Here is a 25,202-nt window from a genome sequence, read left to right as displayed (position 1 = left end):
AAAGAAGCTGACAAAATACTGTCAGCTTCTTTCATTTTCTTTTCTATTTAGATTTATTGGTCTTTGATAGACTCCAAGGCAGGAAAAAATTTTATTAAATAAACGTTTGCAAAACAGTCGCTTTTCCATCTTCTACCTCTACTTCTGCGTAGGCACCGTTGATCAATGTTAGTTGTGGCGGTACATGACCGCAATCAATATCATACAAGATTGGTATGTTCAATTCTTTTGAAATATCTTCATATACATCCTTCATTCGATAATCTAACAAATCCTCTGCTGCACTTCTGCCGAACATGATACCAGAGCTATCCTCAAACCATCCTGCTAGTTTCATCTGAACAAGTGATCTTCTTAAATCAACGGACGATAGCTCACAGTTTTCTAGAAACCACAAGATTGGCTTTCCATCATTATACGTTCTTTTAAACGTTTGGACATCTCCATAAGGTGTACCAATTAAGTGTCTGATCGTATCTATACAACCACCTAATAATCGACCTTTTATCCTTACTGCCTCTCCGCTGACTGATTGCCAATTTGTTGGTTCAGTAAGATGGAAAACTGAAGGTGACGGTTGTTCATGATGCCATTCTTTTTGATATTTTTCAGAAGAATGCTGTAAGATTGATTCTCCTTTGCCTGTTTCTAGTACACTTTTCCACATCGCTGTCGTTTTATCTGAATAATTTCCTCTTAAATCAATAAGGTTGGTCCCATGTGCAGTGGCTATCCCTGTTTTTAATGTGATGGCGAGTAGCAACGTACTAATGTCTGAATAACCTACTATCCATTTTGGCTGGAGAGCATCGAAATCGACAGAATCGAGGATCTCAATCAATAATTCTCCTCCCCAAGGCGGAAGGATCATTTGGATATTCTCATTTTTCATCATTTGATTGAATTCATCTGCTCGTTCTCTTGCTGGAGCTGATTTTTCTTTATCTTGCATCCACAGCGTCTTTCCAGTAACGACATGAAAAGATTTTTCTTCCATACTCTTTAAAGCCATTTCTAGTAACAGGTGGTGTTCTTCTGGTACGCCCGATGATGGTGCAGTAACCCCAATCGTCGTATTTCTACCTAATAACGGATATCTTATCATATTGCTTCAGCTCCTAGTACGCGCTATTTTGTTTGATTAGTTGTTATTTTCATTTGCTGGCATCAAAAATATTGGTATTTCAAGTAGCTGGATGATTTTGTTTAAGTCAACCGTTTTGATGACCATCGTTTGATCTGGCCTCCCTGGTGCAAAAACAAGTTTTTCTTTTGACAATAGTTCTTCGTCAATAATAATCGGTATCTGTTCTTCGTAACCAAATGGAGAAACAGCGCCCTGTTTTTGTCCCGTTTGTTCTTCCATCCGTTCTGATGAAACAATAGAAAGCCTTTTACCGATAATCTTTCCTAATGCTTTGAAATCCGTTTGTTTCGTAGTAAAAGTCAGATATACATAGTTATTATCTTTTTTATCTTTTAAGAATAAGCTTTTGGTCTCTGTGCCTGTAAATCCTTGCTCTTTCTTTACCACCAAAGCATCTTCATTTGTATAAATAGCTCGATGATGATACAACTCAAAATAAATATTTGCGTGTGAGAATTTCTTTGCCAAGTCAATCATTTTTATGCCTCTTTTCTATTTTGGTCTTTGAGCCATCTTATCATCAAAATATACCGGATACAATATCGCTTGTTTTCTAATTTATTTTTATACATAACCATTGTTTTTCTGGTAAAATAAATCAAACCACTTAATGGAGGCGTTTTAGAATGGAAAAATTTCGGCTGATTATTGATCAAATAAAAGAAAAAGAAAATCAACAAAAGATCAATGACCTTTTCTCTAAGATAGCGAAGACATATCCCCAGCTGGACACAACTGTAAAATGGAACCAGCCTATCTTTACTGATCATGGTACCTTTATTATTGCATTCAGTTTTGCTAAAAATCATTTTTCCATCGCACCAGAAAAAGTAGCGATTCGTGCCCTTGAAAAGACTATCCAAGAAATTGGCTACATATATACGGATAATGTCATCAAAGTTCCTTGGAAAAGTGCAATCAATTGGGAACTGATTGACCAATTGATTTCATTTAATATTGAAGACAAGAAAGATCATGATAAATTTTGGCGATAAAGCTTTATACAAACAAAACCTGTACTGGTGAAGAATCTATCCATTACCTTGTACAGGCTTTGTTCTATCCTTTTTATCCTCACTGGTTAAACACTTAATTGGCAAAGTATCTGCTGTTTTTATAAGGAGTCTTTCTTGTGCTGAAAAAAATCACTAATACGAATGACCTTGAATTTTCAACTTAGTAAAATTATTTTTTCAGCAATTTTCCTGCAAATCTTTTGAATAAGGAAAAAATACGAGAAAATATCAGCAATCTTTCATAATACTATCCATTATTTTCAGGTATATTTAAATATAATATCACTTTAGAAGAGAATGAATTTCTTTAGAGAAAGAAAAGTTAGAATTTTCTGATTCGTTTTTTGCAATGACTTTAAGTGAGATCGTTCTTTCTACATCTCGTGATAAAGCAACTAACAACCAAACCAATAGAACCATTCACATAGGAGGGTGAACATTGAAAGATTTTTACTCAGTAAACGAATTAGCCGAACAATTAGGTGTTACTACACGTTCTATCAGAAATTATCTTCATGAAGGAAAACTAAAAGGAACAAAGGTTGGCGGACAATGGAAATTTTCTGAACGTAATCTTTTTGAATTTCTTTACGGAGATCAAGCAGATGAAGCAGCAAAAGACATGCAGCGATTCATGCTAGATGCACCAATCACGATGCGTTTCAACCTTCAGTATCGTGATTTTACAGCGATCAATCAATTCCGAGAACAATTAGTCCAGTACCATAACGATGTTTACGCAAATAAAAAAGACCGTCTTTTACAATACGATCTTTATAAAGATAATCATGCGGAGATACTTATAGGTGGTAATTTTAATTATGTAACGAACTTTAGTCAATGGATCAATGGAAAATTATTGATGCAGACAGATATTTCACTTGTATCTTAAACAATTAAAAAGCGCTAGAAATTCCAGAGATGTTGGAAATTCTAGCGCTATTTTTTCTAATAATTACTTATTGTTTATTTTAAAGGACTCAGTTCTATTATATCCCTTTATCATTCTATTTTTCAAAAATGTATTCTTCAACACATCGATTGTTTGCTTTTCTACATAACGTAATGCAACTTTTTCCGCAGAAGTCCCTGTTTTCAAACAAAACTTTATATGACCAATTCTTTTCTTGAATAGTCGGTGAGTCGTTTTTTCCGTAAAGGATTGGATCTTATCTCTATCAACAATAGTTTGGATTTTTGTCAGAACTGTAAAAGTCTGTATACAAATTCGTGATGTGGTTTGAATAGCGAATCCTTGATAATAAGCATTCAACCAGGTCAATAGGAGAAGAGTCATTAAAAATAGAGAACCTAACAGTCCCAACCAAAGATTGAAATGAAAAGCTCCTACGATCATTGGTAATAATAGAATTAACGGCCAACGCCAAAAATACCATAATTTTTTTCGAGAAATATACTGGATTTCAGGATTTGAAAATGACCACTCTGGTAGTAATCTATGGAGATTCTCATACAACTCGTCATCAGAAATGATCGGTAAAAAATAGATTTTCGCACTCTCTCTTTCTTCTTGCCCACCTGCCAGTAAAAGTTCGACAGACGAAATCCTTAATAACTTTCGAATCAATTGCTGACGAATTTTAATTCCTTGTATTTTCTTTAAAGGAATTTTTTGTATACGTCGTTCTAACAAACCGCTCTCTATTGTTAACGTTGTTTCTTGTCGGCTTACTCTAAAATGATAGTATTTAAAAAAATTCCTGACGATTGATAAAAAAGCGAGTAGTAACAAAATAAGGGCAATAATCCCCACAAACACCAGTAGGCCGAATCTTATCAATTTTTGTGAAGCAGATAAAGCCTGCTCTATCCAATCATCTGGGATAAAATCATCAAGAAAAATGGAAATAGCAGCTGCCACTGTTAGCATATTGAGATCTGTAATACCAAATAACAGTATTTGTCTGTTTGTTACCTGATATGAGTAGAAGGAATCTTCAACTTTATATGTTATCTTTGACTGGGAGCATTCAAATTTTTTACTGATACGATAGTTCTCAATTACTTCCATCAATTCTTCGCTAACTGCTGGCAAAGATGCTTCTGCTTTTTCGGTGGAACCGCCGCTAGCGGTTTCAATCATTAACTCTACCACACGAAATGGTTGCAAGAAAAACCATTGTTTCTGCTTGATTGTTTGAATCCGTTCATAAGGAATATCTGTTTCGTGTTTGCGAAATACCCCATGATAAATAATGATTTTTTCAGGATAAATTTGATATCCTTGTGTAAGATATCTCAACAGTGCTGAGATAGATATGATAACAAAAATCAATAATACAGCGGAGACTGCTAACCAGACGTTACCAGCTAGTCGTTGTATATTGATGAAGATAAAGAAAAAAAGGAAGGACCAGGTTTTTAGTTCTTGAAAAAATAAAAGTATCAAAGCTAAAGGGTGAAATCTCTTTTTTTCAAGCATCCTCTTTTACCACCTTAATCAGTTCAATAATCTGCTGACGTAAATCCATTGCTTCTTGTACATCTAAACCTGCAATATGATGACTAGTGGCAGCGGTATGGATAACGATTTCCATTAAATTCTCTTGTCTTAAGAATGGCCCTTGTTCCGTTTCTACATGCTGAATACGATTCATTGGAACATAAGTAAGGGAGCGGAAAATAAATCCTTTTTGAAACGCAAGATCCTCTGCTGTAATTTCGTATCGATAAAATTTATAGCGATAAGGAATCAATAGCATCGAGAAAACGAAATTTATTAAACCAAGTAAGAAATAGATGCCCAAAAGCCATATCCAAACACCATTCAAATGATTAAACCATGCTAAAGTGCCTACTGCTACGACTCCAATCAGCATAAAAATAGTGCTAGATACATAGGTGCTTTTACGCCAAACAGTTTTAATTTTATACGACATTTTTTTTGATAGTAATGGATAGTTCATCATTTCACACTTTCATCTTTACTTCAGCAAACTACTAGCTGTTATTTTTATTACCTCCATGTTACCGCATAATTTTGTATTCCGTCTATCATTATATGAAAAAATTTTTCGGAAATTTTACGCTGAAGCTTAATTGATAATAAAAAATAAGGAACGAAAAAACATTTTTTATGTTTTCTCGTTCCTTAGACATATCTAGGAGTCATCAAATTTTTACCATCTTTATCCTCAAATAAAGACCGTGACCATACTTCCTACTACGATCAGCAACAAGCCGATAATCGTTAATTTTTTTTCTTTTGGTGTCTTATTTTCATGCAGGATGTACATACCGCCTAATGTAGAGATAACTACGTTTAGCTGTGTAATGATATATGCAGTAGCAACCCCATTTTCATTCGCTGAAAAAATATAAGCCAACGCTGACACACTGAAGATGGCTCCAACTATTGTTGCTTTCCAACTCTTGTCTTCAGAAAATGCAGTTGGTTTTCGGAAAATCACATAAATAACTGCCCCTAAAAAGACACCGATCATTTGCGGAAAGAAAATGGAAAGTCCGCTTGCATCAACTAGTTTGGGCAATGCACTGTAAACCCAATAACCAATACTTGTTGATGCTAATAGACTGATTCCTTTTGTGATACCGCCTTTTTTTCCAGGATCATCACTGATTGCCGTTAAAGCAGAACCAAATACAAGAAGAATGATTGCTGCTGCACCAATGATTTTCCCCATACTTCCAGACCATTCTCCAAAAGCGAAGACACCAATCAACGAGGTTCCGACTAACTGTAATGCAGTCGAGATAGGCATCGTTTTAGAAACACCAATCAAGTTGAAAGATGTATACTGTCCTGTTTGTCCAATAACCCAAAATGCACCAGAAAGTAAACTAATCAAAAATGTAGTCACTGAAATACCAGATGGAGAAGCGAATAATTGAACGAGTAAGCCAACGAGCACGGCTCCAATACCAGTTCCTAATATCTCATTTGTTGGTCTGCCGCCAATCTTTTTCAAAATCAGCGGTTGGATCCCCCACCCAACTGCCGGGATCAATGCAATCAATAAACCCATTTTCATTCACCCTTATCCTTTTCCACCTTGGAAAGAAGGATATAAAGTCATCCCACCATCTGCAAATAGTGTAATACCTGTAACATAACTGGATTCGTCTGAAGCCAACCATGCAGCTGCCGCTGCTATTTCTTTTGGTTCACCTACGCGTCCTAGCGGGATCATACTTTCCAAGAGTTCTTTTTGTTCAGGATCATCAAATTTTGCCGCATTAATAGGTGTACGGATAGCGCCAGGTCCTATACTATTGATTCTGATTCCCTTAGGTGCGTACTCCATTGCTACCGTTTCGGTAAATAATTTTACCCCGCCTTTTGAAGCAGCGTAATGAGCAAACGTTGGCCATGGGATTTGTTCATGAACAGAAGACATATTGATGATATTTCCTTTTTTATCATTCTCTGTAAAATAATTCAAAGCTGCTTTCGTTCCGATAAAAACGCCAGTCAAATTGACTTTTAATACTCTTTCCCAATCTTCAAGGCTAAGTTCATGGGTCGGATGCTGATTTTCCATCCCAGCATTATTAACCCAAATGTCCAGTGTCCCAAAATTTTCTAAAGCCGTATCAAGTAAACGCTGTATTCCTTCTTCAGAACTGACATCTGCTTGTGCAGAGACTGCTTTTCCGCCTGCCTCTTCGATTGCTTTGACTGCTTTTTCTGCCCCTTCTTTATCCGAATTATAGTTGACGACTACATTCATTTTTTCTTTCCCGAATCGTTGAGCAATCGCTGTTCCAAGCCCTTTTGATCCGCCAGTTACTACTGCGACTTTGTTTTCTAATTCCTTGTACATAGTACCCACTCCTTTTTTATACCTAAACCTGTTATTACGGATAACTTTTATTTCCGCCTTAAAGTGAGTGTACACCAATATATATAGTCTAAAGCAAATGATACGCTCCGGTAATCGTTTTCACCGATTGGTAGCATCCTTCTATTTCTATAAAGAAAGAGGTTGTGACAGAAGTGTTCAGCTTCAAGAAATAAGAAGGAATTGACGAAAATGGATTCTCAAATTTTTGTGAAATTTCGGCTTATTTTCGAAGAAGCTACTTCTGGAACACCGTTTATTCGGAAAAAGGGCTGTGACAAGACTTTTGTCACAGCCCTTTCATGCGCTTATTTATCAACCATTTCGTTGTAATTGCTAGTTATGCATAAAGATTAGCTCTCACGGACATTATTTTATTGCTGAGAAAAATATTCAGCTGTTGCTTGTTCATCCTCTTTGAGTTGTTCAATCAATTCCTCTACACTTGAAAATTTCACTTGATCTCTTAAAAATTGATTCCAACGTACTTTGACATGCTCGCCATAGATATCTTGATTAAAGTCCAAAATATACAACTCTACAGTCAGCTCCCGTCCTTCACCAAATGTATCATTATGTCCAATTGAACCCATGGCTGGATACCAAGTTTCCCCAATTTTTATTTCCGATACATAAACACCTTCTTTAGGTAAATGGACTGTGCTCTTTACTTTGACATTTGCTGTAGGGAATCCTAATAATCTGCCTCGTGCATCGCCATGAACAACTACCCCTTCTACCTCGTATATGCAACCTAATAGTTTTGCCGCTTCTTTTACTTGACCGCTGTCTAGCAATCCTCGAATACGTGTAGAGCTGATTTTTTCGCCTTGTTCTTCTTCTTTAGAGACTGTGACGATTTTGAATCTTCCCTTAGCATATTCAGGAAAATGAGCGACGTCCGCGATGTCTTTTGGTCCATAGGTGTAATCAAAACCGGAAACAGCATATTTCGCATGTAATCCTACGATATATTGATCAACAAACTCTTGTGGCGCTAAATGAGCAAAAGAAGAAGTAAAATCGACTTCATATAAATAATCGATACCCAAAGCTGCCATTTTTTCTTCTTTTTGCTTCAGGCTAGTCAAATACTTCACACTGCTAGGATCGATCTTCTTAAAAACAATCGATGGATGTTGATTGAAAGTCATCAATGCTAATTTCAATCCTTCTTTTTGTGCAATTTCCATACCTGTCTTTATGACTTTCTGGTGTCCAATATGCACGCCGTCAAAAAATCCCAGTACTAAAACGACATCGTCTTCTGGAATTTGTTCTGGTTGGTAAGGATGTCTGATCTTGATGATATTCATTCGTTATTCCTCATTTCTCAATACTTTACTAGGTTTTAGTTTATTTTTTTCTTTCGGGTTTGGCTGATAGATACTTACGACTTTTTCTTTATAAAATAAGGCAATTTCCTCTGAAGGCATTTCTGGGAGCGCGAATACAGTATAATCAAGTCTCATACCGTTTTTTACTCTCTGCCATACCTCATCAGTAATATCTACTCGTTTGAACCGTTCCACTCCTTTTTCAATTGGCAGCAAATACTCATCGATCGTACCGTTTTCTACAGCTTGAGCTACTTCTTCTAATGTTAACGCTTCTTTTTGGTCCATACCGGCACTTGCTGTTCGAGTGAGATCAGACATGTGTGCAGGGTAACCAAGTTTCTTGCCTGTATCCACAGCTAATGTACGGACATAGGTTCCTTTCCCACATTCTACTTCGAAACGCCAAGAAATGGTTCCTGCCACTTCGTCTCTTGTTAGTTCACTTGTTCGGATAAAACGGTAAATTTGAGCCTTTCTAACAGGCCGCTCCACTGGTTCGTTATTCCGTGCATATTCATATAACCGCTTACCGTTTACTTTTACTGCTGAGTACATGGGCGGTATCTGGGTAATCTCACCAATAAATGAAGCCATCACTTCATCTATTTTTTCTTCAGATAAAGACATATCCACTGGTTTTGTTTCTACTCGTTCTCCGGATCGATCTTCCGTCGTTGTACTGAAACCTAGAGTCATCTCGCCCACATAGATTTTCCCAGAATCTGTCAAATATTCGATAACTTTTGTGGCTTTCCCGATACAAATAGGCAATACACCGTCTACATCCGGGTCAAGCGTACCCCCATGTCCGATTTTTTTCGTATGTAAGATTTTTCTTAATTTAAATACGCAATCATGACTTGTCATTCCGCGTTCTTTCCATAAAGGTAATAACCCGTCCATGTCTTTTCTCCATTTCATTTTTGATTTAACTGAATTATTATAACACATTGCATCTATTACTGACGAATTTGACATCATAATGAACGGTTTTTATTTTTCGGCAATAAAAACGTAACAAAATTCATGCTCACGTAAATAGAAATCGTGTTATGCTTTTTTTAAAGGAGGGGATAGAATGGAAGATTTTTTCTTTGCACCATTTGATTGGATTTATGGGTGGCTTACAGGTAAATAGATTGGTTTTCACTTCCCAAAAACGAAAAAAAAGACTGGTCATTCTTCCAGTCTTTTTTCCGTTTTTTTTATTTATTTTTTCAGTTTCTTGATCAATGTAAAAAAATCTGTTTTTCAGGGTCGATTTTATCACTTTATTGGCCAAGATTTTTCCATTTCCAATCCAATACTTCTGGCAGATCAATACCATTTTCACGAATATAGTTTTGATGTTCTTGTAATCTCTGATCCATTTTTTTTGCAAAATCTTCTGCTTGACTTCCTTTGATTTTTAAAGCTGCATCTTTTGCCAAATGATAACGGTCAAGTTCATTTACCACACGCATGTCAAATGGTGTCGTGATATCTCCGTTTTCTTTGTAGCCATGAATCATTAAATGATGGTTATGACGATCAAAGAAAATCGTGCGGACCAATGTTTCATAACCGTGGAAAGCAAATAAGATCGGTTTGTCTTTTGTAAAATATTGGTCAAATTCTTCATCGCTCAACCCACGCGGATCTTGACTTGGATGACGTAATTTCAATAAATCTACGATATTGATGAACCGGATTTTTAGTTTTGGGAATTCTTCCAGCAGCAAAGTCACAGCTGCTAATGCTTCTAAGTTAGATTCCGTTCCTGCAGCAGCAATGACCAATTCAGGTTCCTCCTCTTTTGCTGTCGAAGCCCAATCAATGATTTTCAAGCCTTCATTCACTAAGACGGCTGCTTCTTCTGCTGAGTAAAATTGAGCACGCGGATGTTTGGAAGAGATGATCAAATTGATTTTTTCTGACGAGCGGAATGCTTTGTCCATGACTGCGAGCAATGTATTTGCATCCGCAGGCAGATATTCACGGATGAACTCCGCCTTCTTTTCTGCCAAATGTGTCAATATTCCTGGATCTTGGTGGCTATATCCATTGTGATCTTGCTGGAAGACTGTTGAGCTTGCAATGAGATTCAGCGAAGGATAATCATTTCGCCAAGAAAGGTCATGTGATTTCCGCATCCATTTGAAGTGCTGAGTCAACATAGAGTCAACCACTCGCAAGAATGATTCGTAACTTGCAAAAAAACCATGCCGTCCAGTCAGAACGTACCCTTCTAAGAACCCTTCATCTTGGTGTTCCGATAATTGACTGTCGATGACGCGACCAGATGGCGAAAGCCATTCATCGTTTTCTAGTTCTATTTTTTCCATCCATTGGCGATTTGTCGTTTTGAAAACTTGATTCAATCGGTTTGATTTTGTTTCATCTGGACCAAATATACGGAAATTTTCTGGATTTTCCTCAATGATCTCGCGAACGAATTTACCAAGTTCGGTCATATCTTCTGCTTTAACGGAGCCCGGTTGTTCAAATTGCAAAGTATATTTTTTCCAATCTGGCATAACAAGCGGTTTCGGATCGATTCCGCCATTGGTGATAGGATTTTTTGCCATTCTTTGGTCACCAGTGGGCGCGATTTCTCTGATTTCTTCTAAAATACGTCCTTGTGCATCAAATAATTTTTCTGGTTCATAGGATTTCAACCAACGGAGTAAATCATCTGCATGATCCATATGTTCTTGATCTACAGGAATCGGTACTTGGTGTGCTCGGAAGGTTCCTTCAATTGGCTTCCCGTCCCATTCTTCTGGACCGGTCCATCCTTTTGGTGTGCGTACGATTAATACTGGCCATTTTGGCATCACGACATCTGTTGCTGTCTTCAGGCGAGCTTCTTTTTGGATGGATTTGATTTTCTCGATTGCTTGATCCATTTTTTCAGCCATAACAGGATTTAATTTTTCTGGATCATTTCCTTCAATAAAGAAAGGTTCCCAGCCAAGTCCGTTAAAGTAATTTGCTAATTCTTCATCTGATTTACGTGCCAAGATCGTTGGGTTGGCTATTTTAGCACCATTTAAATGAAGGATTGGTAAAACAGCTCCATCTTTCACCGGATTGATAAAGACATTTGAGAACCAGCTTCCAGCTAAAGGACCGGTTTCTGCTTCACCATCACCAATCACGACAGCAGAGATTACTTCAGGATTGTCTAATACAGCTCCAACACCATGTGAAAGAGAGTATCCAAGCTCTCCGCCTTCATGGATAGAACCTGGTGTTTCTGGTGCTGCATGAGAAGCAATGCCTCCAGGAAATGAAAATCGCTTGAATAATTTTTGCATTCCTGTCTCATCTTCCGTTACTTCTGGATAGATTTCTGTGTAACTTCCATCTAAATAAGCATTCGATACCATGACTTGTCCGCCGTGTCCTGGTCCTTCGATATAAAACATGTTCAAATCATATTTATTGATGACTCGGTTCAAATGGACATAAATAAAATTTTGGCCAGGAATCGTTCCCCAATGACCGATTGGATGTTTTTTGACATCTTCTGGTTTCAATGTACGTCTCAGTAAGGGGTTATCTTTAAGATAAATTTGCCCGACAGAAAGATAATTGGCAGCACGCCACCAAGCCGTCATTTTATCAAAGTATTCTTTACTAGAATAATCCATACGTAACACTCCTTTTCATTATTACTCTTATTCTAGCGCAGATACTCCTAATTGAAACCTAATAAGCACTTCTGTTCATTTGCTTAGATTTTATATCTAGTCAAAAAATTCAACGTGATTTTTCTTTTAACTAGTGGCGGACCGACAAATTCAAACTTTTATAGTGTAGGTTCCACTGATCTTCTAGTTACTTGGCTATATAACCTGACTGTCACTAAAATGGATTAAAATCTAGCTTCCGTCATCGGTATCTTGATCTTTATCTATATGCAAAAATTTATATACTATAGAAAAAAGAAAGTCGAATTTTTTTCTTTTCTTTTTCTCTTTTTTGGTTAGCTGACACGCCGCAAGACTAAAGTCATGGAACTCTTAAGTAATACGTCTTAATGAAAACAACAAAATCCCGCAACCTCTGATTTCACAGGATTTGCGGGATTTTTTGATTAGTCTTTGTTCAAGTCGCGAAGCAATTCATCGATATGGTTGCCATAGACAACTGATTCATCTAATTCAAAGGACAATTCAGGTGTTTTGTAAATACTTAGATTGTGCCCTAGCTCTCGACGAATCAATCCTGATGCTTTATCCAATCCTTCTTGTGCTTTTTTCTTTTCAGAAGCTAAATCAGAAAGGATGCTGTAATAGATTGTTGCTTGTTGAAGATCGCCTGTTACGTGTACATCAGTGATCGTTACATCTTGCACACGAGGATCTCTTACTTTTTTACGTAGGATCTCATTGACTTCTTTTAAGATTTCTTGACCAACTCGACGGTCGCGATAATTTGCCATATCGAGGAACCTCCTTTAGATATTAGTCTTTTTTGATTTCTTCCATAACGAATCCTTCAATTACGTCATCTACTTTGATGTCATTGAATTTTTCAATCATAGCACCGCATTCATAGCCCATTTTGACTTCTTTTACGTCATCTTTGAAACGTTTCAAACTTGCCAATTGGCCTTCATAGATAACGATACCGTCACGGATCACACGGACACCGCTATCTCTGCGGATATAGCCTTCTGTTACATATGCACCAGCGATCGTGCCGACTTTGGATACTTTGAATGTTTCACGTACAATCATTTGACCAGTGATTTTTTCTTCATATTCTGGGTCAAGCATTCCTTTCATCGCTGTTTCGATTTCATCAATAGCTTTGTAAATGATACGGTGTAAACGAATGTCTACTTCTTCAGCTTCTGCTTGCGCTTTTGCTTGAGGTGTAGGACGGACGTTAAATCCAATGATGATCGCATTACTTGCTGCTGCAAGTGTTACGTCACTTTCATTGATTGCACCTACCGCTGAATGGACGATTTTCACACGTACGCCTTCAACTTCGATTTTTTTCAATGAGGCAGCTAATGCTTCTGCTGACCCTTGAACGTCGGCTTTGATAATGACGTTAACTTCTTTCAACTCGCCTTCTTTCAAGCTTTCAAACAAGTTGTCCAAGGTTACACGGCTGCTTGCAGCACGGTTTTCCAATAATGCACGTTTTGCGCGTTCTTCCCCCGCTGCACGTGCTGTCTTTTCGTCTTCGAAGACTACGAAACGGTCACCTGCTTGAGGTACATCATTCAAGCCAGTGATTTCTACTGGCGTTGCAGGTCCTGCTTCTTTATCGCGACGGCCAAGATCGTTTGTCATTACACGGACTCGTCCGTAAGTATTACCGACAACGATTGGGTCACCAACATGAAGTGTTCCTTCTTGGACAAGTAAGGTTGACACAGGACCTTTACCTTTATCAAGACGTGCTTCGATCACTGTTCCGATTGCGCGTTGTGTTGGATCTGCTTTTAAATCTTCTACTTCTGCGACTAACAGGATCATTTCCAGCAATTCTTCGATGTTTTGGCCGAATTTCGCTGAGATCTCAACAAAGATCGTTTCTCCACCCCATGCTTCAGGAATTAACTCATACTCACTTAATTCTTGCATAACATGTTGAGGGTTTGCACCTGGTTTATCAATTTTGTTCACAGCGACGATAATTGGAACGCCTGCTGCTTTGGCATGGTTGATTGCTTCAACGGTTTGCGGCATGACACCGTCATCTGCAGCGACAACTAAAATCGTGATATCTGTGATACTTGCTCCACGTGCACGCATACTTGTAAAGGCCGCATGTCCTGGTGTATCCAAGAAAGTGATTGGTTTGCCATCAATATCAATCTGATAGGCACCGATATGCTGTGTGATTCCGCCGGCTTCGCCGCTTGTTACACGTGAATGGCGCAATGTATCCAATAAGGTTGTTTTCCCGTGGTCTACGTGTCCCATAATCGTTACTACTGGCGGACGTGAGACTAATTTGTCTGGATCAACTTCTTCTGACTCGAAGAATTTATCGATATCTGCAATATCAACTTGGACTTTTTCTTGTGGTTCCATACCATAGTCCGTGGCTAACAGTTCAATCGTATCTTTATCCAGTGCTTGGTTTTGATTGACCATGACGCCAAGCATAAATAATTTTTTAATGATTTCTGCTGGCTCACGATGAATTTTTTTCGCGATGTCTGCTACGTTCATGCCTTCAGTATACTCTAATACATCTGGCAATTCACGGAATTTGCGTGGTGGTACAGCTGGCTTAGTTGATTGTTGCTGTCTGCCTTTTTTACCCTTTTTATTATAACGATTACGGTTGTTATTATTAAATTTGCCGCGATTGTTATTGTTTGGTTTGTTGTTATTGTTGGTACGGTTTTGATTGCCGCCTTGGCTCGTTCCTGGACGATTTTGACTGCTAGTATTCCCCGTATTATTTTGGTTTGTTGTTGGTTTTTTTCCTTGATTCACTTGACCGCTCCCTTGACCGCGATCTTGATAACTGCGGTTATTTTTATTTTTTTGTTGAGTATTTGTTGTTTCTTTTTTACGTTGATCGTTCGGCTGTTGATTGGCTGGTTTTCTGCTTGCTTGTTGTGCAGCTTGTTGTTTCGTGCTTGGGTTTTTGAACGCTTGTTGCAATTTCTTCTCATCACTGCTAGTAATCGCACCCATATGGTTTTTCACATCGATGCCAAGTTGTTGTGCTTTTTCCACGACATCTTTACTAGATTTTTTGAGTTCTTTTGCTAATTCATAGATTCTTTTATTGCCCATGCAATCACCTTCCTAACCTTCAATTAGCTCCTTGGTCTTCTTCGCGAATCCGGCATCCATTATTCCGAATACCTTGCGAGGTTTTCCGATCATCTGCGTGATTTCTGCTTCAGAAAATAGCTCAAAGCAAGGAACTTCATAGTATGAACTCTTATCTTTTATCTTTTTTCTTGTATTCTCACTTGCATCAGTTGCCACAAACACCAATTTTGCTTTTTGTTTGCGGATTTCAGCTATGGTCAGTTCTTCGCCCGTAATCAGTTTTCCTGCGCGCATCGCCAGACCCATGAGATTCATGGCTTTTTGCCGATTGACTGTGTTCATTTTCCAAATAACTCTTTACGTGCTTTTTGGTGAGTGACATAGTCAAGAAGTTCTTGATAAAACTCATCTGTTAAAGTTGTTTCGAGTACTCGATCGAGAATTTTTTTATCCCAAGCTTGTTGTACTTCTTCCGGCTCAAGTGAGACATACGCTCCTCGTCCAGGCATCTTTCCAGTTGGATCGATCGATACTTCCCCTTCTTTTGAACGGGTGATTCGGACCATCTCTTTTTTAGGTTTCATTTCACCTGAAACCACGGATTTGCGTAAAGGAATTTTCCTTTGTTTCATCTCTTTGCCTCCTTACTAAAGTTAAGCTTCTGGTTTTTCTTCGATCGTTTCATTATTGAACGCAATTGTTTCATACTCATCGTCTGTCAAATCTGACTGAACGATTGCTTCGTCATGCAATTCTTCTGTTTCGTTTTGTTGTTCTTGTTTTTCATAAAATTCCGCCATATCAGATTCTGATTTGATATCGATTTTATGGTTAGTCAATTTAGCAGCTAAACGTGCGTTTTGTCCACGTTTACCGATTGCTAACGATAATTGATAGTCTGGAACGACAACTGTGCAAGCTTTAGGATTTGTTTCATCAAAAATCACATCCATGACTTGTGCAGGATTCAATGCATTTGCAATGAATACAGCTGGGTCTTCATTCCATTCAACGATATCCATGTTTTCACCTTTTAATTCATTGACGATTGCTTGGACACGTTGTCCTTTTGGTCCAACACATGTACCGACTGCGTCGATGTTCTGATCGTTTGAACGGACAGCTACTTTTGATCGATCGCCGGCTTCACGGGCAATGCTGACGATTTCAACGATTCCATCATAAACTTCTGGGACTTCTTGCTCAAATAAGCGACGCAATAGATCCGGATGGCTGCGGCTAACAAATACTTGCGGACCTTTAGACGTATTTTCTACTCGAGAAACATAGACTTTGATACGATCGTGAGGTTGGTAAAATTCGTTTGGCATTTGATCTTGTTTAGAAAGAACTGCCTCTATTTTGCCAAGGTTGACATAAATATAACGTTTATCCTGACGTTCGACGATTCCTTGCATGATGTCTTTTTCATAAGCACTGAATTCGTTATAAATGATCGTTCTTTCTGCTTCACGTACACGCTGCAAAATAACTTGTTTAGCTGTTTGCGCAGCAATCCGCCCAAAATCTTTTGGTGTGACTTCAAAACGGATCGTATCACCGATCTCATATGCTGGATTGATCAAAAGTGCATCTTTCAATGAGACTTCCAACTGTGAATCCATCACTTCTTCCGTTACTTCTTTTACTGCATAGACATGGATCTTTCCTTTTTTCTGATCAAATTCCACTTCGACATTTTGTGCTTGGCCATAGTGGCGTTTGTATGCAGAAACTAATGCTGCTTCTAAAGCATCGATCACGATTTCTTTTGAGATCCCTTTTTCAGCTTCTAAAGCGTCTAACGCATTTAACATTTCTTTACTCATTTTTTCTGATTCCTCTCCGTGATTAAAATTGGATAGCTAAGCGAGCTTTTGCAATATTTTTTCGGTCAAAAGTCAATTCTTTTTCTCGTGTTTTTATGCGTATTTTCAATGTAAGCTGTTCAGCATCAAATGATTGAAGAAATCCTTCGTATTGTTTTTCGCCATCTACTGGTTGGTATAAGGAGACATGGACATAATCGCCAAGTGCCTTTTCATAGTCGCTTTCTTTTTTCAATGGCCGCTCTGCTCCAGGGGAGGATACCTCTAGGAAATAAGCTTGAGGAATCGGATCTGGATCTGCTGCATCAAGTTTTTCGCTCAGTTTCTCACTGACAAAGGCACATTCTTCGATATCGATTCCGCCTTCTTTGTCAATAAATACTCGTAAGAACCAGCTTTTTCCTTCTTTTACAAATTCGACTTCGACAAGTTCAAAATGTTGTTCATCTAAAATCGGTGTCACCATTTCCGTGACTGTTTCAACGACGCTACTCAAAAGTTTCGCCTCCTTAAAAATTAAGTACGTAATTCCATTAAAAAGAGTGAGCGAAAAATCCGCTCACTCACAGTTAGTATCATTACCTATAAAAACTATACCATACTCTGCTTAAAATTACAAGCAGACAAGATAATAGATGCTTATAACATATCGAATAACGATAATTGGTTTTCGTCTGGTAAATCTTTCAATACACCATTATCGTTCATATATTCGATCAATGTTTTTGAAACTTTCCCGCGAGTAGCAAGATCTTCTTTAGATAAAAATGGACCATCTTTTCTTGCCTCAACGATTTGTTTTGCTACATTGGTTCCCAAACTAGGGACAGCTCTAAATGGCGCAATCAACGTATCTCCTTCGATAACAAAATTAACAGCATCCGATTTGTACAGATCGATCATCCCAAATTTGAATCCTCGTTCTAACATTTCATTGGCTAATTCTAGCACGGTCAGCTGATTTTTTTCTTTTACGGAAGCATCTAGCCCTTTGTCCGTGATTTCTTTCATTGCTTGTTTCACAGCATCTTTTCCTTTGCACATGGAAACTAGATCAAAATCATCCGCACGTACAGAAAAGTATGCACAGTAATACAAAATAGGGAAATAAACTTTAAAATAAGCAACACGAAGAGCCATCAATACATAAGCTGCAGCATGGGCTTTCGGAAACATATACTTGATCTTTGAACAAGAATCGATATACCAATCAGGCACATTATTTTCTTTCATCGCGGATAGATAGGTTTCTCTCAATTCATCAGGAATCTTGTTCCATTGCCCTTTACGAACAGTTTCCATGATCTTAAATGCCATCCCGCTGTCTAATCCAGCATGAATCAAATAAACCATGATATCATCACGACAGCCGATTACTTCCGCCAATGTCGCATCCCCACGTCGAATCAATTCTTCGGCATTTCCTAACCATACATCTGTACCATGAGATAGTCCGGATATTTGAAGTAGTTCTGCAAAAGTTGTAGGATGTGTTTCTTCTAGCATTCCTCGAACAAAACGAGTGCCGAATTCTGGAATACCTAATGTTCCTGTTTTAGAATAAATCTGTTCCTGGGTTACCCCTAGTACTTCAGGACCAGCAAATATCCGCATCACTTCCGGGTCATCTGTAGGAATCGTTTGTGGATCAATCCCTGATAAATCTTGAAGCATCCGTATAACAGTTGGGTCATCGTGTCCTAGAATATCCAATTTCAATACATTATCGTGAATTGAGTGGAAATCAAAATGGGTCGTTTTCCATTCCGAATTTTGATCGTCTGCTGGATATTGGATCGGCGTAAAATCGTAGACATCCATATAATCTGGAATAACGATGATCCCCCCAGGATGCTGACCAGTTGTCCGTTTGACTCCTGTTGCACCCTTTGCCAATCTGTCGACTTCTGCACTTCGAAACTGCAGATTATTGTCCCTTTCATAACCTTTTACATAGCCATATGCTGTTTTGTCGGCGACTGTACCAATCGTTCCGGCACGGTAAACATAGTCTTCACCAAACAATACTTTCGTATAGTTATGTGCTTCTGCTTGATAATCACCTGAGAAGTTCAAATCAATATCGGGCACTTTGTCTCCATGGAAACCTAAAAATGTCTCAAATGGGATATCATGACCATCTTTATTTAAGCGTGCACCACATTTTGGACATTGTTTTTCTGGCATATCAAATCCAGAACCGTACGTGCCATCTTCAAAGAACTCGGAATATTGGCACTCTGGACAGTAATAATGGGGAGCTAAAGGATTCACTTCAGTGATCCCAGTCATCGTTGCAACAAAGCTAGAGCCAACAGAGCCACGTGAACCTACTAGATAGCCATCTTCATTACTTTTATGCACAAGCTTTTGGGCGATCAGATAAATAACCGAGAAACCATTACCATTAATAGAATTCAACTCTTTTTCTAATCGTTTTTGGATAATTTCAGGTAACGGATCTCCGTACATTTGTTTTGCTTTTGTGTAACTCAATTCTGATATCTCATCTTCTGAACCTGGAATCTTCGGTGTATAAAGTTCATCTTTGACTGGAATCACTTCTTCGCAGATATCTGCGATTTTATTCGTATTATCCACTACGATCTCTTTTGCTGTTTCTTCCCCTAAAAAGTGAAAAGCGGTGAGCATCTCATCGGTTGTTCGGAAATGGACATCTGGCAAACTATGACGATTCAACGGATTCGCTCCGCCCATAGAATTGATCAAAATTTTTCGGTAAATGGCATCTTCTTCGTTGAGATAATGAACGTTGCCTGTTGCAACAACGATTTTATCCAAACTTTTTCCGATTTCTACTAAGTTTTGGATAATTTCTTCCAAATCATGTTCATTTTTTACCAATTCTTGCTCGATCAAAGGTGCATAGACCGCTTTTGGCATAACTTCAATATAATCGTAGAATTTTGCTCGGTTTCTTGCCTCTTCTACCCCTTTTTGCATCATAGCTTCGAAGATTTCTCCCTTATCACAAGCTGAGCCGATCAATAGATTTTCTCGCATCTTTTTCAATTGGGAGCGTGGTATTCGCGGGACACGTTCGAAGTATTCGACATTCGACATTGAAATCAGTTTGAACAAATCTTTCAGCCCTGCCTGATTCTTTGCTAAAATCGTTACATGGAAAGGTCGGGCTCGTTTGTAAGAATCTCCTTCTCCGATATGCTCATTTAGCTGATCATGATAAAGCATGTGATGATTGTCCATTGCTTCTTTGACAAAAATCCAAGCTAAGTGACCTGTTGCTTCAGCATCATAGATTGCTCGGTGATGCTGTTCCAAGCTGACACCAAATTTTTTGGATAACACACCTAATCCGAAACGTTTGAATTGCGGATACAGATATCTGGCTAATTCTAAGGTATCAATAACTGGATTAGTTGCTTCAGGAATGCCATATCTTGCGTAGCTAGTATTCAAGAACCCCATATCAAAAGCCGCGTTGTGGGCTACCAGAATTGTATCTTTTGAAAATTCAAGAAACATCCGCAGGACTTCTTCTTCTGACTTCGATCCTCGAACCATTTCATCCGTAATACCAGTCAGATCCACCGTTGTTCGTGATAAAGGGTGTCCTGGATCGATAAATTCATCAAAGCTTTCGATCACATTTCCTTTGTACATTTTGACTGCAGCGAGCTCGATAATAGTATCGTATACCGCAGACAATCCTGTCGTTTCCACGTCAAATACGACATATGTGGCTTCGTTCAGTGCTTCATGTGCATCATTATAAGCAATAGGTACACCGTCATCTACGACATTTGCTTCCACACCGTATAAGATTTTCACGCCTGCTTTTTTTCCGGCACTATGAGCTTCTGGAAAGGCTTGTGCGCCACCATGGTCTGTAATGGCGATGGCACGGTGTCCCCATTTTCCTGCTTGTGCCACAAGATCAGAAATGCTATTCGTTGCATCCATCGTACTCATATTGCTGTGAACATGAAGTTCTACCCGTTTTTCCCCTTCAGGAGCATAATCTTTACGAGGGGTATGTTTGACTTCAACGATATCTTGCGCATTCATGACCAAATCACGGACAAACGTATCTTCCTGAATACTTCCACGTACCTTTAACCAGCTGCCGACACTGATCGCATCAAATATCTGTTCATCTTTTTCGCCATTTGAGAATTTTTTGACAATAAATGATGAAGTATAATCTGTGATTTTCAAAGTCAAGATCTTGCGTTTTGAGCGCAGTTCTCTGACTTCTTTATCGAACACATACCCTTCAAGAGTGACTCGCCGTTCTTCTTCGACGATATTGATCATTGGTGTTGTGGGCTCATCTGCTGGAATATTTCGTCCTAACTGGATGGGTCCTTCAAGAGATGGCGACTGTTCTTTTCTTTCTTTTTTCTTTTGTTCATGAACAACTAGACTTTCAGCTGCTTGCTTCATAAAGGCTTCTGCCTGTTCTTGTTTACGTTCTTCAAAAAGTTTCAATACACGTTCCGCTTGCTGCTCATCCACTTCTGGTTCGATACGAAATTTCGGGAAGCCGTAACTGACGAACAACTCTTCTACTAATGGTAAGTATTGCTGTTTCAAATATGAAATAGCCCCTGTACTGTCGATTGGCAAGATAACTTTACGATCTTTTATCACAGGTACTTGCGTTTTCAATACTTGCTGTGCTAGTGGTGTATCGCATTGCTGATTTTCCAAAGCTTGGGCCCAGTAATCTTGCAAGAGCTGTTCATCGAATGTCTGGTCATCTGCTAAGATGTTCAATTTGACTTGTGCAATCTCTTTAAAAGCGACAGTCAGGTGCTGAGCCAATGACCGATACAGCATAATAGGCAAAATTTTAGAAAAATGCAGCGTAAATTCCCATAAACGCGATTTACGATGGACCACTACACTATCCATTTCACCAGCAGTAAGCAGTGGATGATTTTTTTCTGCTTCCTCTAGTTGGATTTGTTCCAACAGTTTTTCAAATAAATCTCGTTTTTCTGACAAAGATATACGCCCTTTCTGATGAGAAACCATGCAATTGATTACATCGTATCCTCTTCTTTTTCAGTACCTTTTAGTATACTCGTTTTTTCTGAGTTTTACATTAAAAAATTGGAACTGTGATTCACATCACAGTTCCAATTTTAAAAGCGAAACATCAGGTTGTCAAAAACAGCTGATTCAGCTGTTTTACTTTTCTGTGTTTTAACGCTTATTATTCGCCTTGGTTCAAGAGGATTGGTAAAGTATTCGCCAATTCTTCTTTACGTACTTCAACCATTTCGCCAGTTTTCTTGATTTTCACTTCTACGATTCCATCCACTGCTTTTTTACCGACAGTAATTCTGATTGGACAGCCAATCAAATCAGAATCCGCGAATTTCACTCCTGCGCGTTCATTTCTGTCATCAACCAGTACTTCATAACCAGCTTTTGTCATCGCTTCTTCTAGTTCATTCGTCAAGTTTGTTTGGTATTCGTCTTTTAGATTCATTTGGACGATATGCAGATCAAATGGCGCAATTCCTTTTGGCCAATTGATTCCTTGTTCATCTGAATGTTGTTCTACGATTGCTGATAATAACCGGCTCACACCGATACCATAACAGCCCATAATCACAAATTTTTCCCGTCCGTTTTCGTCTAGAACGGTTGCTCCCATAGATTCACTGTAACGAGTGCCAATTTTGAAGATATGTCCGATTTCGATTCCTCGAGTAAAGGCAAGAACACCATTGTTGTCTGGTGAAGGATCTCCTTCTTGTACAAAACGAAGATCTTCATAAGAAAGCACAGTGAAATCGCGTTCTGGATTCACATTTTTATAGTGGAATCCTGTTTCGTTCGCTCCAGTAATGGCATTCGCTAAATCTTGGACATAACGGTCTGCATATACTTTTACGTCATCTGAAACACCGATTGGTCCGACAGAACCAAACTCAGCACCTAGATATTTTTGTGCTTCTTCTTCCGTCGCTTCTTCTAAAAAGTCAGCAGATAGATAGTTTTTCAGTTTTACGTCATTGACTTCATGGTCTCCGCGTACCAAAACAAGGACAGGTTGTTCATCCGCAATGAACAATACAGACTTGATGATTTTTTGAGGTTCAACAGAAAAGAAATCTGCTACTTCATCAATTGATTTTACGTTAGGTGTAGCTACTTTCTCTAATTCAAGCTGTGTTTCATGTGATTTTTTTGATACATAGTAGCTTGTAGCCATCTCCAAGTTTGCAGCATAGTCACTTTCAGTCGAATAACAGATCGTATCCTCCCCGATCTCTGAGATTGCCATGAATTCCTTTGAGTCTTTCCCACCCATTGCGCCACCGTCTCCGATGATTGAACGAAATTCCAAACCGCAACGCTTGAAAACTTCGGTATAGGCTTTTTCATAATCTTTATATGTTTCGTCTAAACTTTCTTCCGTTGCATGGAAAGAATACGCATCTTTCATGATAAACTCACGTCCGCGAAGCAAACCAAAGCGAGGACGTTTTTCGTCACGATACTTAGGTTGGATTTGATAAAGATTCAAAGGTAATTTCTTATACGAATTGATTTCATTACGCATCAAATCAGTGAAAGTTTCTTCGTGAGTTGGTCCAAGAATCATTTTTCGATCATTACGGTCCTTGAAACGATACAAGTTTGGGCCATATGTTTCATAACGTCCTGACTCTTCCCAAAGTTCTGCTGGCAAGATAGCAGGCATCAGCATCTCTACCGCACCGATTTTTTCAAATTCTTCCCGCATGATACGTTTCAGCTTTTCTAATACACGATTTGCTAATGGCAGATAAGAATAGATACCCGCTGATACTTGACGGATATATCCAGCTCTTAGCAAGATTTGATGACTTAATACTTCTGCATCATTTGGAACTTCACGTAATGTTGGAATCAACATTTTTGATTGTCTCATTCTATATACTCCTTTATTTCCTCAAAATAGTTATCGTTTGTTATTATACCCTATTTGTCAACTTTTTCTAGAAAAAGAATCGTTGAATATCGTTCCATGTAACTAGCACCATCAACAACATCAAAAATCCAAAGCCAGCTAATGTCAATATTCCTTCTTTTTCTTGACTTAATGGTTTCCCACGAATCCCTTCAAAAATATTCAAGACTAATTTTCCACCATCTAAGGCAGGGATCGGAAGCAAATTGACGATTCCAAGGTTCATTGAAAGAAGCGCCATCAAACCAATAACAGTTGTTACACCTTGGTTTGCTGCTTCTGAAGACAATTGGTACATCATAACAGGCCCGCCTAATTTATCTAAACTAAAACCTGTAAACAGTGATCCTAAGGCTTTGAAAATTTCCAATGAACCGCTAAAAGCTTGACGTGTTCCGCCGATGATCTTATCCATAAAACCTGTATTCATTGGGGCTTGTATGCCAAGTTGGCCAACTTTTTCGCCATTTGACTCTACAGATTTTGGTGTCACGTCGACAGATTGCATCTTACCTTCTCGTTCGATCTCAAAATCTAATGTTTTACCTGGATTTTTCGTGATGACTGTTGTCAAATCGTTCCAAGAGTGGATTTCTTTACCGTCCACACTAACTACCTTATCATTTTCTTTTAAGCCTGCTTCTGCCGCAGCACCATTAGGGATAATCTCTCCTACACGATTAGTATTTGTCACTTGAACACCGCCTTGCATGAATGCAAGAATAATGAATAACACGATTGCCAAGATAAAGTTATTCATCGGACCGGCAAAATTGGTCAGCATACGCTGCCATAGTTTAGCCGATTGGAACTGTACATCTTTTGGTGCAATTCTGATTTCTGTTCCATCGGTTTCAATAATCGTCGCATCGTGATCAACAGGATAGGTCACTACTCCTGTTTCATCCCCATTCACATAACCAGTGATAGTCAGCTCATCTTCTAAATCATAACGGCTCAATTCCATTGGGATAGCATTTGTCAATTGGATTTTCTTACTTAAATTTATCTTCTCTACGATGCCGTCAGAATTTAGTAAAAGAGAAAGAGGCATACCTGGTGCCATTTCTGTTTCATCATCCCCATTACCTGCCATTCGAACATAACCGCCAATAGGTAATAGGCGAAGCGTATATGTTGTCCCGTCTTTTGCTTGATGCCCATAAATTTTCGGACCCATACCGATAGCAAATTCGCGAACGAGGATTCCTGATCGTTTCGCAAAGAAGAAATGACCAAACTCATGAACAATCACTAATATACCAAAAACAATGATAAATGTTAGTATCGTTTTCATAGCTTTTTTCTCCTTTACTTGTTTTTTGTGTGTTTTTTTAAACAACGTTAAAACACTA

At 38.5% G+C, this 25,202-nt stretch carries 20 protein-coding genes; 2 read left to right on the top strand and 18 right to left on the bottom strand.

Translation table 11 applies throughout. From position 1 onward, the window contains the following. Positions 1-94: 94 nt before the first annotated feature. Both IGJ53_RS06095 and IGJ53_RS06090 read right to left on the bottom strand, forming a co-directional pair. Positions 95-1,105 (bottom strand): S66 family peptidase, encoded by a 1,011-nt coding sequence (locus IGJ53_RS06095; protein WP_259741578.1) that lies wholly within the window; start codon positions 1,103-1,105, stop codon positions 95-97. A 36-nt stretch (positions 1,106-1,141) separates the two neighbouring features. Next, the gene (locus IGJ53_RS06090) at positions 1,142-1,624 is read right to left on the bottom strand and encodes a YbaK/EbsC family protein (RefSeq protein ID WP_086323148.1); all 483 of its coding nucleotides are present in this window, start codon (positions 1,622-1,624) and stop codon (positions 1,142-1,144) included. A 149-nt stretch (positions 1,625-1,773) separates the two neighbouring features. On the opposite strand from IGJ53_RS06090, the gene IGJ53_RS06085 reads away from it, so the two are divergent. Continuing rightward, positions 1,774-2,142: an iron chaperone gene (locus IGJ53_RS06085; protein ID WP_098041606.1), complete on the top strand. Its 369-nt coding sequence runs from the start codon at positions 1,774-1,776 to the stop codon at positions 2,140-2,142. Positions 2,143-2,602: 460 nt separating this feature from the next. Next, positions 2,603-3,055, top strand: a complete 453-nt coding sequence (locus IGJ53_RS06080; protein ID WP_002329339.1) for a helix-turn-helix domain-containing protein — start codon at positions 2,603-2,605, stop codon at positions 3,053-3,055. 63 nt (positions 3,056-3,118) lie between these two features. Here IGJ53_RS06080 and IGJ53_RS06075 read toward each other — a convergent pair whose 3' ends face one another. The 16 genes from IGJ53_RS06075 to rseP all read right to left on the bottom strand — a co-directional run bounded on the left by IGJ53_RS06075 (position 3,119) and on the right by rseP (position 25,144). Then, a complete protein-coding gene (locus IGJ53_RS06075) occupies positions 3,119-4,606 on the bottom strand; it encodes a PH domain-containing protein (protein WP_259741577.1) in 1,488 nt (495 codons plus the stop codon). After that, positions 4,599-5,093, bottom strand: a complete 495-nt coding sequence (locus IGJ53_RS06070; RefSeq protein WP_010732416.1) for a PH domain-containing protein — start codon at positions 5,091-5,093, stop codon at positions 4,599-4,601. The genes IGJ53_RS06075 and IGJ53_RS06070 overlap by 8 nt, the downstream gene beginning before the upstream one ends. Positions 5,094-5,318: 225 nt before the next feature. After that, on the bottom strand, positions 5,319-6,170 hold the full coding sequence (locus IGJ53_RS06065; protein WP_042956961.1) for a GRP family sugar transporter: 852 nt from the start codon (positions 6,168-6,170) through the stop codon (positions 5,319-5,321). Positions 6,171-6,182: 12 nt separating this feature from the next. Beyond that, entirely contained in the window at positions 6,183-6,968 is a 786-nt protein-coding gene (locus IGJ53_RS06060; RefSeq protein WP_259741576.1) for a glucose-1-dehydrogenase, read from the bottom strand. A gap of 392 nt (positions 6,969-7,360) precedes the next feature. Then, positions 7,361-8,302, bottom strand: a complete 942-nt coding sequence (gene ribF / locus IGJ53_RS06055; protein ID WP_002400329.1) for a riboflavin biosynthesis protein RibF — start codon at positions 8,300-8,302, stop codon at positions 7,361-7,363. A gap of 3 nt (positions 8,303-8,305) precedes the next feature. Further along, positions 8,306-9,229, bottom strand: coding sequence for a tRNA pseudouridine(55) synthase TruB (gene truB, locus IGJ53_RS06050; protein WP_259741575.1), 924 nt, complete (start codon positions 9,227-9,229; stop codon positions 8,306-8,308). Between the two features lie 368 nt (positions 9,230-9,597). After that, the gene (locus IGJ53_RS06045) at positions 9,598-11,961 is read right to left on the bottom strand and encodes a phosphoketolase family protein (protein ID WP_259741574.1); all 2,364 of its coding nucleotides are present in this window, start codon (positions 11,959-11,961) and stop codon (positions 9,598-9,600) included. A gap of 446 nt (positions 11,962-12,407) precedes the next feature. Further along, the gene (gene rbfA, locus IGJ53_RS06040) at positions 12,408-12,755 is read right to left on the bottom strand and encodes a 30S ribosome-binding factor RbfA (RefSeq protein ID WP_010732412.1); all 348 of its coding nucleotides are present in this window, start codon (positions 12,753-12,755) and stop codon (positions 12,408-12,410) included. A gap of 22 nt (positions 12,756-12,777) precedes the next feature. Next, entirely contained in the window at positions 12,778-15,084 is a 2,307-nt protein-coding gene (gene infB, locus IGJ53_RS06035; protein WP_010732411.1) for a translation initiation factor IF-2, read from the bottom strand. Positions 15,085-15,096: 12 nt separating this feature from the next. Continuing rightward, positions 15,097-15,408: a YlxQ-related RNA-binding protein gene (locus IGJ53_RS06030; protein ID WP_002314812.1), complete on the bottom strand. Its 312-nt coding sequence runs from the start codon at positions 15,406-15,408 to the stop codon at positions 15,097-15,099. Further along, positions 15,405-15,698: an RNase P modulator RnpM gene (rnpM, locus tag IGJ53_RS06025; protein WP_002288501.1), complete on the bottom strand. Its 294-nt coding sequence runs from the start codon at positions 15,696-15,698 to the stop codon at positions 15,405-15,407. The genes IGJ53_RS06030 and rnpM overlap by 4 nt, the downstream gene beginning before the upstream one ends. Positions 15,699-15,719: 21 nt before the next feature. Continuing rightward, entirely contained in the window at positions 15,720-16,895 is a 1,176-nt protein-coding gene (nusA, locus tag IGJ53_RS06020) for a transcription termination factor NusA (protein ID WP_010732410.1), read from the bottom strand. A gap of 22 nt (positions 16,896-16,917) precedes the next feature. Then, on the bottom strand, positions 16,918-17,391 hold the full coding sequence (rimP, locus tag IGJ53_RS06015; RefSeq protein WP_002308902.1) for a ribosome maturation factor RimP: 474 nt from the start codon (positions 17,389-17,391) through the stop codon (positions 16,918-16,920). A gap of 143 nt (positions 17,392-17,534) precedes the next feature. After that, positions 17,535-21,887, bottom strand: coding sequence for a PolC-type DNA polymerase III (locus IGJ53_RS06010; RefSeq protein WP_042956960.1), 4,353 nt, complete (start codon positions 21,885-21,887; stop codon positions 17,535-17,537). Between the two features lie 211 nt (positions 21,888-22,098). Next, positions 22,099-23,808 (bottom strand): proline--tRNA ligase, encoded by a 1,710-nt coding sequence (locus IGJ53_RS06005; protein WP_002314809.1) that lies wholly within the window; start codon positions 23,806-23,808, stop codon positions 22,099-22,101. A 67-nt stretch (positions 23,809-23,875) separates the two neighbouring features. After that, positions 23,876-25,144, bottom strand: a complete 1,269-nt coding sequence (rseP, locus tag IGJ53_RS06000) for an RIP metalloprotease RseP (RefSeq protein WP_259741572.1) — start codon at positions 25,142-25,144, stop codon at positions 23,876-23,878. Positions 25,145-25,202: the final 58 nt, after the last annotated feature.

It is taken from the genome of Enterococcus sp. DIV1283b (genome assembly GCF_051710965.1).
Classification (GTDB): domain Bacteria; phylum Bacillota; class Bacilli; order Lactobacillales; family Enterococcaceae; genus Enterococcus_B; species Enterococcus_B lactis.
This window is presented reverse-complemented; position numbering and strand designations above follow the sequence as displayed.